This is a genomic window from Xanthomonas rydalmerensis, assembly GCF_033170385.1.
In the GTDB taxonomy this organism is placed as follows: domain Bacteria; phylum Pseudomonadota; class Gammaproteobacteria; order Xanthomonadales; family Xanthomonadaceae; genus Xanthomonas_A; species Xanthomonas_A rydalmerensis.
The window spans coordinates 3,768,332-3,781,895 of the sequence record NZ_CP126170.1 but is presented as its reverse complement, the minus strand read 5'-3'; the positions used below and the strand labels follow the sequence as shown (position 1 = coordinate 3,781,895).

The following is a 13,564-nucleotide window of genomic DNA, read 5'->3' as shown; positions in this document are numbered from 1 at the left end:
CGGCCTCACCCGGTCGCCAGAGCGGACAGGGCGATCGGCTGCGCCGGCGGCAGGCCGCCGCGGCACTTGAGCACGCGCAGTTGTGCCGGCGCGGCGTCGATGGCGATGCGCAGCGCGGCCGGCGATGGATTGGCGGCCGCCTTCAGCGGCCGGTAGGCGAAGCCCAGGGTGCGCCCGGTCTCGGCAGCCACCTGCAGCCGGCGCAGGGTCTTGTCGCCGGCCAGCCCCGGCCAGCACAGCACCGCCGCGCAACTGCCCGAACGCAGGCATTGTTCGGCAGCCCAGGCCGCGTCGGCGCCGGCGCGGACGATCTGCAGCTGCGCCAGCGCCACGCCGGCCTGCGCCCAGGCGGCGGGGTAGGGCAGGTACGGCGGATCGACCAGCACGATGCGGCCGCCGCCCTGGGACAGCCGCGCCAGCGTCGGCCACAGCAGCTGCAGCTCGCCGATGCCGTCGGCGGCGTGCAGCAACTCGGTCAGCGCCATCTCCGGCCAGCCGCGCGCGGGCAGCACCGCGTCCAGCGCGGCGTGCCCGGTGGGCTGCGCGCTGGGCGGCAGCGCCGTCGGCTGGCCGCGCCAGACGCGGCGCTCGGCCAGCAGGCGGTCGAGGGCGACGACGGCGGCCATCAGCCGGGCCGGATCAGGCCGCAGTAATGCCCTTCGATGGCGAAGTCCTGCCCGCGGCCGACCACGATCGGCGCATAGGCGGGATTGCGCGGCAGTAGCGCGATGCCGGCGCCATCGGCGCGATAGCGCTTGATGGTGAGTTCGCCATCCAGCCGCGCCACCACGATCTGGCCGTTGCGCGCGTCGGCGGCGCGACGCACCCCGACCAGGTCGCCGTCGAGGATGCCGTCGTCGATCATCGAGTCGCCCTGCACCCGCAGCAGGTAGTCCGGGCGCAGCGCGAACACCGCGCGGTCCAGGCGCAACTGCTGGTCCAGGCCGATGTCGGCACCGATCGGCGCACCGGCGGCGACCCGGCCCAGCACCGGCAACTGCAGCAGTTCGCTGCGGTTGCCGGCCTGCGCCGGGCGCAGGCTGCGCGCCTGCTGCGGCACCTGCGCCAGCAGCCCGGCCTCGACCAGTGCCTGCACGTGCTTGCGCGCGGCATTGCGCGAGGCGAAACCGAAGCGTTCGGCGATCTCGGCCAGGCTCGGCGGACGTCCGTCCTGCTCGATGCAGGCATGGACGTAGGTGAGGATGGCGGCGCGCTGCGGGGACAGGGTGGTCATGGTGTACATTTGTACACCGAGGGCGCCGCCTTGGCGAGATGGGGCGGCTGAACGCGTTCGGAGGCACGCCCGCTCCGATGCGCTGGCGCCATCCGCCGGTCAGGCTGGCTCGTCCAGCCGTGGTATTGGAAGGGCGTTGACCGCGCTCAGCTGCCGATGCCGGCCGAGTTCTTGGTCTTCGCCGTTGGCGGTTTGCCGACGGGCCTGCCCGATTGCGCGGCGACCAGGTCGATCTGGATTCGGTAGCCCAGCGCCGTGGCGGCGCGGCTCAGCGTGTCCAGGGTGAGACTGGTGTCGGTGGCGTCCAGCACGCGGTCCAGTTGCGACCGGCTGGTGTTCATGCGCCGGGCCAGCGCGCTCTTGGTGAGCTTGGCGGACTTCATCGCTTCGGCGACCTGCCAGGCGATCACGCGCTTGGCGGCGAGCGCGGCGGTGTCTTCGAGGATGCCTTCCTCGGCCAGGAAGCTGTCGAAGCTGGATCCGATATGGACATTGCGGCTCATCGCATCACCTCGTCTCTGCGGCGTTTGGCGGTGGCGAGATCGGCGCTCGGGGTCTTGCCCGATTTCTTGACGATGCCATGCAGCAACACCATGTCCGATCCAACGGTGGTGAAAAAATCCGCGCAATGCCTTCGGGAATCGCACTGCGCACTTCCCACAGGTGCTGGTCCAGCTTGCGCACCAAGGGCATGCCGAGCGGCCATCCCAACTGCACCGTCTTGATGTCGCCGCCGATGGCGCGCCTGGCATCGACGGACACGTCTTCCCTGAGCCAGACCCGCACCGGCTCGACGCCCGATGCGGCACGGTAGAAGCGCACGTCCGGTGTGGTCTCCATGGCGGCATGGTGTACCAATCTTGGTGCACACGCAAGGTGCGCTCGCCGTCCTTTCAGCCCGGCACGGCACCATCCTCCGGCATCGCCCCGGCGTAGCGGGCGCGGGGCCGGATCAGCTTGCCCAGGGCCTGCTGCTCCAGGGCGTGCGCCAGCCAGCCGGCCTGGCGGGCGGCGGCGAACAGCACCAGGGCGTGCGCCGCGGGCAGGTCGTGGACGAAGCAGAGCGCGGCCAGCAGGCAGTCGATGTTCGGGCGCTGGCCGCTGCAGTCCTGGGCGGCGGCGATCACCACTTCCACGTGCTGCATGCGCGCGCTGCCGCCGCTGCGTTCGCGCAGCTGGCGCAGCACTTCGGCCGCGCGCGGATCGCCGTCGGGATACAGGGCGTGGTGGAAGCCGGGCAGGTCGTCGCCGCGCTGCCAGCGTTCGGCGATCAGGGCGGCGGCGCTGGGCGCGTCCTGGGCGTCGCGCAGCAGGGCGTGGGCGCGGGCGGTGGCGCCGCCGTGGCGCGGGCCGGACAGCGCGGCCAGGCCGGCGCTGACGGTGGCGTGCAGCGGTGCGCCGGTGGAGGCGACCACGCGGGCGGCGAAGGCGGAGACGTTGAGTTCGTGGTCGGCGCACAGCAGCAGCGCGGCGCGCACCAGCTCGGCGAAGTCGTCGTCGCCGGGACGCCAGTGGTCGGCGATCAGCCGATGCAGCGGGCGCGCATCCGGGGCGGTGCCGACCAGCAGCGCGGCGTTCTGCCGCAGCAGGGTGGCGGCGATTTCGCGGCGCACGCCGGGAGCGGCGTTGAGCGACTGGCGCAGGTCCAGGGCCAGCAGCGGGATGCAGGCCATGGCGCGTTCCAGCGGCGGCAGCGCGGCATGTCCGGCCAGTGGCGCCACCACCGCCGGCCATGGCGCGACCGGGGCGCTGGCGAACGGGTCTTCGCCGTCGGGGCAGTCCCACAGCAGCCGCGCGACGTCCTCCAGGCTGGCGCCGGCGCGCACCATGGCCACCGCCGAGCGTCCGCGGTAGTAGGGGCCGTCGGGGCGGATCAGCGAGATCCGCGTCTCCAGCACCGGCAGGCCGCGGTCCAGGCTCTGCGCGGCGCCACGTGCGGCGCCGCGGCCGGCGCGCTTGCGCTGCGCCAGCCGCTCCACTTCGGCGCGCAGGTAGGCGCGGCTGCGGTGGTCGGCGCCGGCGCGCGAACTGAGCAGGCCACGGCTGACGTAGGCGTACAGGGTGGCGCTGCTGATGCCGAGCAGGGCGCAGGCCTGGGCGGCGGAGATCAGGTTGCGGTCGGTGGCGTCGGACATGAAGGGACGATAGGTTGATTCATTGAATCAAGATTGATCCGTGCCTGCGAGAGTGCCAGATTGGCGCCCATCGCGGAACGCCCGGTGGGGCGCCGCCGCCTCTTCGTCAGGAGTCGCCCATGTCCCTCGTTTCCCCCGGCGCCGGTTTCCGCGCCGCCCTGGCCGCCGAAGCGCCGTTGCAGGTGATCGGCGCGATCAACGCCAACCATGCGCTGCTGGCGCAGCGCGCCGGCTACAAGGCGATCTACCTGTCCGGCGGCGGCGTCGCCGCCGGCTCGCTGGGCCTGCCGGACCTGGGCATCAACACCCTGGACGACGTGCTGATCGACGTGCGCCGCATCACCGACGTGTGCCCGCTGCCGCTGCTGGTGGACATCGACACCGGCTTCGGGCCGAGCGCGTTCAACATCGAGCGCACCATCAAGGCGCTGATCAAGGCCGGCGCGGCCGCCTGCCACATCGAGGACCAGGTCGGCGCCAAGCGTTGCGGCCATCGCCCGGGCAAGGAGATCGTCAGCCAGGGCGAGATGGTCGACCGGGTCAAGGCCGCGGCCGACGCCAAGACCGATCCGGACTTCTTCCTGATCGCGCGCACCGACGCGATCCAGGCCGAGGGCGTGGACGCGGCGATCGAACGCGCCATCGCCTGCGTGGAGGCCGGCGCCGACGGCATCTTCGCCGAGGCCGCCTACGACCTGGACACCTATCGCCGTTTCGTCGACGCGGTGAAGGTGCCGGTGCTGGCCAACATCACCGAATTCGGCAAGACCCCGCTGTTCACCCGCGACGAACTGGCTTCGGCCGGCGTGGCGATCCAGTTGTTCCCGCTGTCGGCGTTCCGCGCCGCCAACAAGGCCGCCGAGGACGTGTACACCGCGATCCGCCGCGACGGCCACCAGCAGGCGGTGCTCGAGCGCATGCAGACCCGCGAGGAACTGTACGAGCGCATCGGCTACCACGCCTTCGAGCAGCGCCTGGATGCGCTGTTCGCCGGCAAGGGCGCATGATCGGCGGCGATTTTCCTGCCCGAGTCCGTCCATGAATACCCAAGCCAGCGCTGCATCGTTCCTGCGCAGCCGCATCGATCGCCGCCAGACCGCGCGGCACCTGCTGCAGACCGAACTGGACAAGCTGTCCGAGGCCGAGCGCGAGGTGGTGGAGCGCTTCATCGCCAAGCGCCATGTGGCCCGCGACATCGTCAAGCAGGCCGACAGCGATCGCTCGCTGGGCGAGCGCATCGCCGACCGCGTCGCCGCGATCGGCGGCAGTTGGAGCTTCATCATCGGCTTCGGCCTGGTGCTGCTGGGCTGGATCGCGCTCAACAGCCTGCTGCTGGCGCACGCCTTCGATCCGTATCCCTACATCCTGCTCAACCTGTGCCTGTCGTGCCTGGCCGCGATCCAGGCGCCGGTGATCATGATGAGCCAGAACCGCCAGGCGGCGGTGGACCGCCTGCACGCGCAGAACGACTACGAAGTGAACATCAAGGCCGAGCTGGAAATCCTGCAGGTGCACGAGAAGCTCAACCAGCTGCGCGAGCAGGACTGGGCGACGCTGGTGGATCTGCAGAACCGCCAGATCCTCATGCTGCAGCAACTGCTCGAGCGCGGCGGGATCTCGCCGCCGCCGCAGGCGTCCTGATCTACTGCACCCATCCGACCGCAACACCCGGGAGATTCGCCATGAACGACAGCACCGCTCCGCAGACCGCCCCCGGCTTCAAGCCGAAGAAATCGGTGGCCCTGTCCGGCACCGCCGCCGGCAACACCGCGCTGTGTACGGTGGGCCGCAGCGGCAACGACCTGCACTACCGCGGCTACGACATCCTGGACCTGGCGCGCAGCAGCCAGTTCGAGGAGATCGCCTACCTGCTGGTGCACGGCAAGCTGCCCAGCAACAGCGAGCTGCGCGGCTACAAGGCCAAGCTGCGCTCGCTGCGCGGCATCCCGGCCGCGGTCAAGGCCGCGCTGGAGCAGTTGCCGCCGTCGGCGCATCCGATGGACGTGATGCGCACCGGCGTGTCGGTGCTGGGCTGCGTGCAGCCGGAGAAGGACGACCACAATCATCCCGGCGCACGCGACATCGCCGACAAGCTGATGGCCAGCCTCGGCTCGATGCTGCTGTACTGGTACCACTACAGCCACAACGGCCGGCGCATCGAGGTGGAGACCGACGACGATTCGATCGGCGGACACTTCCTGCGCCTGCTGCACGGCTTCAAGCCGCACGAGGAATGGGTGCAGGCGATGCACACCAGCCTGATCCTGTACGCCGAGCACGAGTTCAACGCCTCCACCTTCGCCTGCCGGGTCATCGCCGGCACCGGCAGCGACATGTACAGCGCCATCGCCGGCGGCATCGGCGCGCTGCGCGGGCCCAAGCATGGCGGTGCCAACGAGGTCGCCTTCGAGGTGCAGAAGCGCTACGACACCCCGGACGAGGCCGAGGCAGATATCCGCGCGCGGGTCGAGCGCAAGGAAGTCATCATCGGCTTCGGCCACCCGGTGTACACGGTGTCCGATCCGCGCAACCAGGTCATCAAGGACGTGGCGCGCGAACTGTCCGAGGCGCAGGGCAGCCGCAAGATGTACGACATCGCCGAGCGCCTGGAGACGGTGATGTGGGACATCAAGAAGATGTTCCCGAACCTGGATTGGTTCAGCGCGGTCAGCTACCACATGATGGGCGTGCCGACGGCGATGTTCACCCCGCTGTTCGTGATCGCCCGCACCGCCGGCTGGAGCGCGCACATCATCGAGCAGCGCATCGACGGCAAGATCATCCGCCCCAGCGCGAACTACGTGGGGCCGGAGGATCAGGCGTTCGTGCCGATCGATCAGCGCAAGTGATGCCACCCAAAATCGTCTACCCCGAGTGACACTCCCCTCTCCCGTCGGGAGAGGGGCCGGGGGTGAGGGTACGGCGGCCAGGGACGTCTGCGATGGAAGTCCTTTCCTCCAGGCACCTCCATAGCGCCCGTACCCTCATCCGCCCCTCATGAGAAATCGGATTGCACCAGGCTTCGCCCGTACCCTCATCCGCCCTCATGAGAAATCGGATTGCACCAGGCTTCGCCCGTACCCTCATCCGCCCCTTCGGGGCACCTTCTCCCGGTGGGAGAAGGAGTCCTGTCTTCGCTTTTTTCTACTGTAGCCAGCCATGAACAGCCACTACCGTAAATCCCTTCCGGGTACCTCGCTGGACTACTTCGACGCGCAGGCCGCAGTCGATGCGATCAGTCCAGGCGCCTATGCCGGCCTGCCCTACGTCTCGCGGGTGTTCGCCGAGAACCTGGTGCGTCGCTGCGATCCGGACCTGCTGCACGACGCCCTGCTGCAGCTGATCGAGCGCCGTCGCGACCTGGATTTCCCGTGGTTTCCGGCGCGGGTGGTGTGCCACGACATCCTCGGCCAGACCGCGCTGGTGGACCTGGCCGGGCTGCGCGATGCCATCGCCGAGCAGGGCGGCGATCCGGCCAAGGTCAATCCGGTGGTGCCGGTGCAACTGATCGTCGACCACTCGCTGGCGGTGGAGTGCGGCGGCGACGATCCGCAGGCGTTCGCCAAGAACCGCGCGATCGAGGATCGCCGCAACGAGGACCGCTTCCACTTCATCGACTGGAGCAAGCGCGCGTTCCGCAACGTGGACGTGATCCCGCCGGGCAACGGCATCATGCACCAGATCAATCTGGAGAAGATGTCGCCGGTGATCTACGTGCACGACGGCGTCGCCTTCCCCGATACCTGCGTGGGCACCGACAGCCACACCCCGCACGTGGACGCGCTGGGCGTGATCGCGATCGGCGTGGGCGGGCTGGAAGCGGAGAGCGTGATGCTCGGCCGCGCCTCGTGGATGCGCCTGCCGGACATCGTCGGCGTCGAACTGAGCGGCCGGCCGCAACCTGGCATCACCGCCACCGACGTGGTGCTGGCGCTGACCGAGTTCCTGCGCCAGGAGCGCGTGGTCGGCGCGTATCTGGAATTCTTCGGCGAAGGCGCCGCCGCGCTGACCATCGGCGACCGCGCCACCATCTCCAACATGTGCCCGGAATACGGCGCCACCGCGGCGATGTTCTACATCGACCAGCAGACCCTGGACTATCTGCGCCTGACCGGGCGCGAGGAAGCGCAGGTGGCGCTGGTGGAGCAGTACGCGCGCACCACCGGGCTGTGGGCCGATGCGCTGGCCACCGCGCAGTACGAGCGCGTGCTGCGCTTCGACCTGTCGCAGGTAGTGCGCAACATGGCCGGCCCCAGCAACCCGCACAAGCGCGTGGCGACCACCGAACTGGCCGCGCGCGGCATTGCCGACGCCACCAAGCTGGCCGCCGGCCAGGCCGAGCAGGCGCAGGGGCGCATGCCCGACGGTGCGGTGATCATCGCCGCCATCACCAGTTGCACCAACACCTCCAACCCGCGCAACGTGATCGCCGCCGGCCTGCTGGCGCGCAATGCACGTGCGCGCGGCTTGTCCCGCAAGCCATGGGTGAAGACTTCGCTGGCGCCCGGATCCAAGGCGGTGCAGCTGTACCTGGAAGAGGCCGGCCTGCTGCCGGACCTGGAGGCGCTGGGTTTCGGCATCGTCGCCTTCGCCTGCACCACCTGCAACGGCATGAGCGGCGCGCTGGAGCCGCGCATCCAGCAGGAGATCGTGGAGCGTGACCTGTACGCCACTGCGGTGCTGTCGGGCAACCGCAACTTCGACGGCCGCATCCATCCCTACGCCAAGCAGGCGTTCCTGGCCTCGCCGCCGCTGGTGATCGCCTACGCCATCGCCGGCACGGTGCGCTTCGACATCGAGAAGGACGTGCTGGGCACCGATGCCGACGGGCGCGAGGTGCGGCTGAAGGACATCTGGCCCAGCGACGCCGAGATCGATGCGGCGGTGCGGGCGGCGGTGAAGCCGGAGCAGTTCCGTCAGGTGTACGCACCGATGTTCAACGTGCGCGTGGAGCAGGGCGCGCCGGTGGCGCCGCTGTACGCATGGCGCCCGCGCAGCACCTACATCCGCCGCCCGCCGTACTGGGAAGGCGCGTTGGCCGGCGAGCGCACGCTGCGCGGCATGCGCGCGCTGGCGGTGCTTGGCGACAACATCACCACCGACCACCTGTCGCCGTCCAACGCGATCCTGGCCGACAGCGCCGCCGGCGAATACCTGGCGCACATGGGCGTGCCGGAGGAGGACTTCAATTCCTACGCCACCCATCGCGGCGACCACCTCACCGCGCAGCGCGCCACCTTCGCCAACCCGAAGCTCATCAACGAAATGGCGGTGGTCGACGGCAAGGTGCAGCAGGGCTCGCTGACCCGGCTGGAGCCGGATGGGCAGGTGCTGCGCATGTGGGAGGCGATCGAGACCTACATGGCGCGCAAGCAGCCGCTGATCGTGATCGCCGGCGCCGACTACGGCCAGGGGTCCTCGCGCGACTGGGCGGCCAAGGGCGTGCGCCTGGCCGGGGTCGAGGCCATCGTCGCCGAGGGCTTCGAGCGCATCCACCGCACCAACCTGATCGGCATGGGCGTGCTGCCGCTGCAGTTCCTGCCCGGCACCACGCGCACCACCCTGGGCATCGACGGCAGCGAGACCTTCGACGTGGTCGGCACGCGCACCCCGGGCGCCACGCTGACGCTGCGCATCGTGCGCCGCAACGGCGACGTCGCGGACGTGCCGGTGCTGTGCCGCCTGGACAGCAACGAGGAGGTGTCCATCTACGAGGCCGGCGGCGTGCTGCAGCGCTTCGCCCAGGACTTCCTGGAGGACGCCCGCAGCGCCTGAGCCGACTGCCGCTGTCATCGGGCGCGTGCCATGCTGGCCGCGCCCGCCACCGCCGAGGAGACCGCCATGAGCACGTCCGCTGCCACCACCGGTACCGTCCACTTGCATCGCGTGTTGCGCGCGCCGGCCGAGCGCATCTACCGCGCCTTCCTGGAACCGGCGGCGCTGGTCAAATGGCTGCCGCCGCACGGCTTCGTCGCCACCGTGCATGCGCTGGACGCGCGCGTGGGCGGCAGCTACCGGATGAGCTTCACCAACCTCGGTACCGGCACCAGCAGCGCCTTCGGCGGCACCTACCTGGAATTGGTGCCCGGCCAATTGATCCGCCATACCGACCGCTTCGACAACCCGGACTTGCCCGGCGAGATGATCGTGACCGTGCGGCTGCGGCCGGTGGCCTGCGGCACCGCGCTGGAGATACTGCAGGAGGGCATCCCGCCGCAGATCCCGGTGGAGTTCTGCCACCTCGGCTGGCAGGAGTCGCTGAGCCTGCTGACGCAGCTGGTCGAGCCCGAGATTCCCGATTCGCCCTGATCCGCCGTTTCTTCTTTTCGCACGCAACCGGAACCGCCATGGCCCACGCTCCGCAACTCCGCATCCCCGCCACCTACATGCGCGGCGGCACCTCCAAGGGCGTGTTCTTCCGCCTGCAGGACCTGCCCGCGGCGGCGCAGACGCCGGGCCCGGCGCGCGATGCGCTGCTGCAGCGGGTGATCGGCAGTCCCGATCCCTACGCCAAGCAGATCGACGGCATGGGCGGGGCCACTTCCAGCACCAGCAAGACCGTGATCGTGGCGCCGAGCACGCGTCCCGGTCACGACGTGGACTACCTGTTCGGCCAGGTCGCGATCGAGCGCGCATTCGTGGACTGGAGCGGCAACTGCGGCAATCTGTCGGCCGCCGTGGGGCCGTTCGCGATCGCCGCCGGGCTGGTCGATCCGGCGCGGATTCCGCGCGACGGCGTCGCCACGGTGCGGATCTGGCAGGCCAACATCGGCAAGACCATCGTCGCGCAGGTGCCGATGACCGACGGCGCGGTGCAGGAGACCGGCGACTTCGAGCTGGACGGGGTGACCTTCCCGGCGGCGGAGATCGCGCTGGAATTCCTCGACCCGGCCGCCGACGAGGACGGCGCCGGCGGCGCCATGTTCCCCACCGGCAACCTGGTCGACACGCTGGAGGTGCCGGGCGTCGGCAGCTTCCAGGCGACCCTGATCAATGCCGGCATTCCCACCATCTTCCTCGAGGCGCAGGCGCTGGGTTACCGCGGTACCGAGCTGCAGGACGCGATCAACGGCGATGCGCAGGCGCTGCAGCGCTTCGAAACCATCCGCGCGTACGGCGCGCTGCGCATGGGCCTGATTGCCACGCTGGACGACGCGGTGACGCGCCAGCACACGCCCAAGGTCGCCTTCGTCGCGCCGCCGGCCGACTACATCGCCTCCAGCGGCAAGCCGGTGGCGGCCGCCGACATCGACCTGCTGGTGCGGGCGATGTCGATGGGCAAGCTGCACCACGCGATGATGGGCACCGCGGCGGTGGCGATCGGCACCGCCGCGGCGATCCCCGGCACCCTGGTCAACCGCGCCGCCGGCGGCGGCGAACGCACGGCGGTGCGCTTCGGCCACCCCTCGGGCACCTTGCGGGTCGGCGCCGAAGCGCGCCAGGCGGACGGCCAGTGGACCGTCACCAAGGCCTTGATGAGCCGCAGCGCGCGCGTGCTGATGGAAGGCTGGGTGCGGGTGCCGGAGACAGCGGCTGGTTGAGGCGCCGGCCGGCTGAGCCGGTGGCAGCGAGTGCGGCCCCGAGCGTCTCGGAGGCCGGAGAAGTTGCCGCTTCGCTCGTCGCGGCTGAAGCCGCTCCTACAGGCGGGTACAGGTGGGGCACCTCGCCAGCCTGATACGTCCACAGGGGAGGGCAGCCCTGTGGGAGGGACTTCAGTCCCGACGCGACGAAAGGCGACTACCGCAATCCGGGAGGTCGGCCCGGGCCCTCAGGCCCAGCTCCAGCGCCAGCCCCGCTGTTGCCAATCCCAACTCCCCAATCCCAAATCCCGGCCCCACCAGGTGACGCCGGCCGCCGCAGGTTGTATATTTTGTGTTAATTATGCTGCGGCGCGGCAAGGACTCGGCGCGCTCCCGATTACGCCCACCCATCCCGGAGTTCCCATGTCTGCCAGTTGGTCGCTGCGCGCCAGTGCGCTTGCCGTTGCCGTCGTTTCCGCGCTTTCGTTCCCCGCCGCCGCCCAGCAGGCGGACAGCACCGACGGGGTCGCCCGTCTGGACACGATCAAGGTCACCGCCGAGCGCCGCGCCGAGGACTCCAAGGACGTGCCGGTGTCGGCCAGCGTGCTGCGCCCGGAATACCTGGACGCCATCGCCACCAGCGGCTCGGACGTGCGCGTGCTTGCGGGCAAGGCGCCCAGCCTCAATGTCGAGTCGTCCAACGGCCGGGTGTTCCCGCGCTTCTACATCCGCGGCTACGGCAACACCGACTTCAACACCTACGCCTCGCAGCCGGTGTCGCTGATCTATGACGACGTGGTCGCCGAGAACGCGTTCCTGAAGGGCTTCCCGATCTTCGACCTGCAGAGCCTGGAAGTGCTGCGCGGTCCGCAGGGCACGCTGTTCGGCCGCAACACCCCCGCCGGCGTGGTCAAGTTCAACTCGGTCAAGCCGACCATCGGCGCCAACGACGGCTACGCCAGCCTGTCCTACGGCACCTACGGCACCATGACCATGGAAACCGGCCTGAGCGTGGCCATGGGCGACAAGTGGGCCGCGCGCCTGTCGGCGCTGGGCCAGCGCCGCGGCGACTGGGTCGACAACACCGTCGACAACCGCTCCTTCGAAGGCTACATGGACTCGGCAGTGCGCCTGCAGGTGCTGTTCCAGCCGGGCGAGGACTTCAGCGCGCTGTTCAACGCGCACGCGCGCCACCTCTACGGCACCGCGCGGCTGTTCCGCGCCAACATCTTCCAGCCGGGCACCAACCAGCTGGTCGCCGGCTTCGACCCGGACAAGGTGTCCATCGACGGCAAGAACACCCAGGAACTGCAGACCTACGGCGGCAGCGCCAACCTGACCTGGGACCTGGGCGACATCGTGCTGCACTCGATCACCGGCTACGAGGGCATCGGCAAGTACTACAGCCGCGGCGACATCGACGGCGGCTACGGCGCGGTGTTCGCGCCGCCGTCCGGCCCCGGGGTGATCCCGTTCCCGGTGGAGACCGCCGGCGGCATCAAGAACCTGGACCAGTATTCGCAGGAGCTGCGCGCCGAGTCGCAGTACGCCGGTCCGCTGAACTGGCAGGCCGGTCTGTACTACTTCCACGATTCGGTGGAGGGCGAAAACTACACCTACAACACCCTGGCCGGCGGCACCCTGTCCAGCTACCAGCTGACCCGCCAGCGCAACACCTCGTGGGCGGCGTTCGGCTCGCTGAACTACGCGGCCACCGAGCGCCTGAACCTGCGCGCCGGCATCCGCTACACCTACGACAAGAAGATCTTCGACGTCCTCCAACTGGACCGCGTGACCCTGCAGCAGCCCTCCAGCGGCAGCACCGACAACTCCAAGGTCACCGGCGACCTCAGCGCCACCTACACGATCAATGACAACGTCAACGTCTATGCGCGCGCCGCCCGCGGCTTCCGCGGCGCCAGCTTCGGCGTGCCGTCGGCCACCGCACCGCTGACCGTGGCCGCGCCGGAGACCGTGGACTCGTTCGAGGTCGGCATCAAGTCCGACCTGTTCGACAAGCGCGCGCGGTTGAGCTTCGACGTCTACGACTTCCGGGTGAAGAACCAGCAGTTGACCGCGGTCGGCGGCGCTTCCAACGACGTGCGCCTGCTCAACGCCGATACCTCCAAGGCGCGCGGTGCCGAGTTCGACTTCGAAGCGCTGCTGACCCAGAACCTGCGCGTGACCCTGGGCGGTGCCTACAACTGGACCCGCATCGAGGACCCGACCCTGTCGGTGGGCGTGTGCCGCACCTGCACCGTGACCGATCCGATCAATGCCTCCGGCCGCGCGCTGATCGACGGCAACGTGCTGCCGCAGGCGGCCAAGTGGATGGGCAACGCGACCCTGCGTTACGGCATCCCGGTCGGCGACGACGCCGAGTTCTTCTTCTTCACCGACTGGTCCTACCGCAGCGAGATCAACTTCTTCCTGTACGACTCGCGCGAGTTCGTCGGTCAGCCGCTGCTCGAGGGCGGTGCCAAGATCGGCTACAACTGGGGCGCCGGTGCATACGAGGTCTCGGTGTTCTGCCGCAACTGCACCAACCAGATCCGCGCCACCGGTGCGATCGACTTCAACAACCTCACCGGCTTCATCAACGATCCGCGCATCGTCGGCGCGCAGTTCCGCGCCAACTTCTGATCCGCGGCCTCGCCGTTGCAAGACCGACCGCC

General features: G+C 69.7%; 12 protein-coding genes. 7 read left to right on the top strand and 5 right to left on the bottom strand.

Annotated elements, in window-relative coordinates:
* Positions 1–5: 5 nt before the first annotated feature.
* The 5 genes from imuA to QN245_RS15815 all read right to left on the bottom strand — a co-directional run bounded on the left by imuA (position 6) and on the right by QN245_RS15815 (position 3,369).
* Positions 6–626, bottom strand: coding sequence for a translesion DNA synthesis-associated protein ImuA (gene imuA, locus QN245_RS15835; RefSeq protein WP_184448212.1), 621 nt, complete (start codon positions 624–626; stop codon positions 6–8).
* The gene (gene lexA, locus QN245_RS15830; protein WP_184448211.1) at positions 626–1,234 is read right to left on the bottom strand and encodes a transcriptional repressor LexA; all 609 of its coding nucleotides are present in this window, start codon (positions 1,232–1,234) and stop codon (positions 626–628) included. Before lexA ends, imuA begins: the two co-directional genes overlap by 1 nt.
* 146 nt (positions 1,235–1,380) lie before the next feature.
* Positions 1,381–1,737 carry an XRE family transcriptional regulator gene (locus QN245_RS15825; protein WP_184448210.1) on the bottom strand — a complete coding sequence of 119 codons (357 nt, stop codon included), beginning with the start codon at positions 1,735–1,737 and terminating at the stop codon, positions 1,381–1,383.
* Positions 1,734–1,829, bottom strand: a complete 96-nt coding sequence (locus QN245_RS21540) for a type II toxin-antitoxin system RelE/ParE family toxin (protein WP_237474580.1) — start codon at positions 1,827–1,829, stop codon at positions 1,734–1,736. The genes QN245_RS15825 and QN245_RS21540 overlap by 4 nt, the downstream gene beginning before the upstream one ends.
* A 298-nt stretch (positions 1,830–2,127) precedes the next feature.
* Positions 2,128–3,369 (bottom strand): citrate/2-methylcitrate synthase, encoded by a 1,242-nt coding sequence (locus QN245_RS15815; RefSeq protein WP_317843630.1) that lies wholly within the window; start codon positions 3,367–3,369, stop codon positions 2,128–2,130.
* A gap of 119 nt (positions 3,370–3,488) precedes the next feature.
* On the opposite strand from QN245_RS15815, the gene prpB reads away from it, so the two are divergent.
* The 7 genes from prpB (at position 3,489) to QN245_RS15780 (ending at position 13,532) form a co-directional block, all read left to right on the top strand.
* On the top strand, positions 3,489–4,376 hold the full coding sequence (prpB, locus tag QN245_RS15810) for a methylisocitrate lyase (protein WP_160963184.1): 888 nt from the start codon (positions 3,489–3,491) through the stop codon (positions 4,374–4,376).
* A 31-nt stretch (positions 4,377–4,407) separates the two neighbouring features.
* Positions 4,408–5,010, top strand: coding sequence for a DUF1003 domain-containing protein (locus QN245_RS15805; protein ID WP_317843629.1), 603 nt, complete (start codon positions 4,408–4,410; stop codon positions 5,008–5,010).
* 41 nt (positions 5,011–5,051) lie between these two features.
* The gene (prpC, locus tag QN245_RS15800) at positions 5,052–6,218 is read left to right on the top strand and encodes a bifunctional 2-methylcitrate synthase/citrate synthase (RefSeq protein ID WP_160966279.1); all 1,167 of its coding nucleotides are present in this window, start codon (positions 5,052–5,054) and stop codon (positions 6,216–6,218) included.
* 310 nt (positions 6,219–6,528) lie between these two features.
* Entirely contained in the window at positions 6,529–9,144 is a 2,616-nt protein-coding gene (acnD, locus tag QN245_RS15795) for a Fe/S-dependent 2-methylisocitrate dehydratase AcnD (protein WP_317843628.1), read from the top strand.
* Between the two features lie 30 nt (positions 9,145–9,174).
* Complete coding sequence (locus QN245_RS15790) at positions 9,175–9,678, top strand: SRPBCC family protein (RefSeq protein WP_317843627.1); 504 nt, start codon at positions 9,175–9,177, stop codon at positions 9,676–9,678.
* A 38-nt stretch (positions 9,679–9,716) separates the two neighbouring features.
* Positions 9,717–10,910, top strand: a complete 1,194-nt coding sequence (gene prpF, locus QN245_RS15785; protein ID WP_317843626.1) for a 2-methylaconitate cis-trans isomerase PrpF — start codon at positions 9,717–9,719, stop codon at positions 10,908–10,910.
* Positions 10,911–11,312: 402 nt separating this feature from the next.
* A complete protein-coding gene (locus QN245_RS15780) occupies positions 11,313–13,532 on the top strand; it encodes a TonB-dependent receptor (RefSeq protein ID WP_317843625.1) in 2,220 nt (739 codons plus the stop codon).
* Positions 13,533–13,564: the final 32 nt, after the last annotated feature.

Excerpts from the sequence above, each read along its gene's own strand:
- imuA (WP_184448212.1), bottom strand. The coding sequence starts at position 626 with ATGGCCGCCGTCGTCGCCCTCGACCGCCTGCTGGCCGAGCGCCGCGTC.
- lexA (WP_184448211.1), bottom strand. The coding sequence starts at position 1,234 with ATGACCACCCTGTCCCCGCAGCGCGCCGCCATCCTCACCTACGTCCAT.
- QN245_RS15825 (WP_184448210.1), bottom strand. The coding sequence starts at position 1,737 with ATGAGCCGCAATGTCCATATCGGATCCAGCTTCGACAGCTTCCTGGCC.
- QN245_RS21540 (WP_237474580.1), bottom strand. The coding sequence starts at position 1,829 with ATGGTGTTGCTGCATGGCATCGTCAAGAAATCGGGCAAGACCCCGAGC.
- QN245_RS15815 (WP_317843630.1), bottom strand. The coding sequence starts at position 3,369 with ATGTCCGACGCCACCGACCGCAACCTGATCTCCGCCGCCCAGGCCTGC.
- prpB (WP_160963184.1), top strand. The coding sequence starts at position 3,489 with ATGTCCCTCGTTTCCCCCGGCGCCGGTTTCCGCGCCGCCCTGGCCGCC.
- QN245_RS15805 (WP_317843629.1), top strand. The coding sequence starts at position 4,408 with ATGAATACCCAAGCCAGCGCTGCATCGTTCCTGCGCAGCCGCATCGAT.
- prpC (WP_160966279.1), top strand. The coding sequence starts at position 5,052 with ATGAACGACAGCACCGCTCCGCAGACCGCCCCCGGCTTCAAGCCGAAG.
- acnD (WP_317843628.1), top strand. The coding sequence starts at position 6,529 with ATGAACAGCCACTACCGTAAATCCCTTCCGGGTACCTCGCTGGACTAC.
- QN245_RS15790 (WP_317843627.1), top strand. The coding sequence starts at position 9,175 with ATGCTGGCCGCGCCCGCCACCGCCGAGGAGACCGCCATGAGCACGTCC.
- prpF (WP_317843626.1), top strand. The coding sequence starts at position 9,717 with ATGGCCCACGCTCCGCAACTCCGCATCCCCGCCACCTACATGCGCGGC.
- QN245_RS15780 (WP_317843625.1), top strand. The coding sequence starts at position 11,313 with ATGTCTGCCAGTTGGTCGCTGCGCGCCAGTGCGCTTGCCGTTGCCGTC.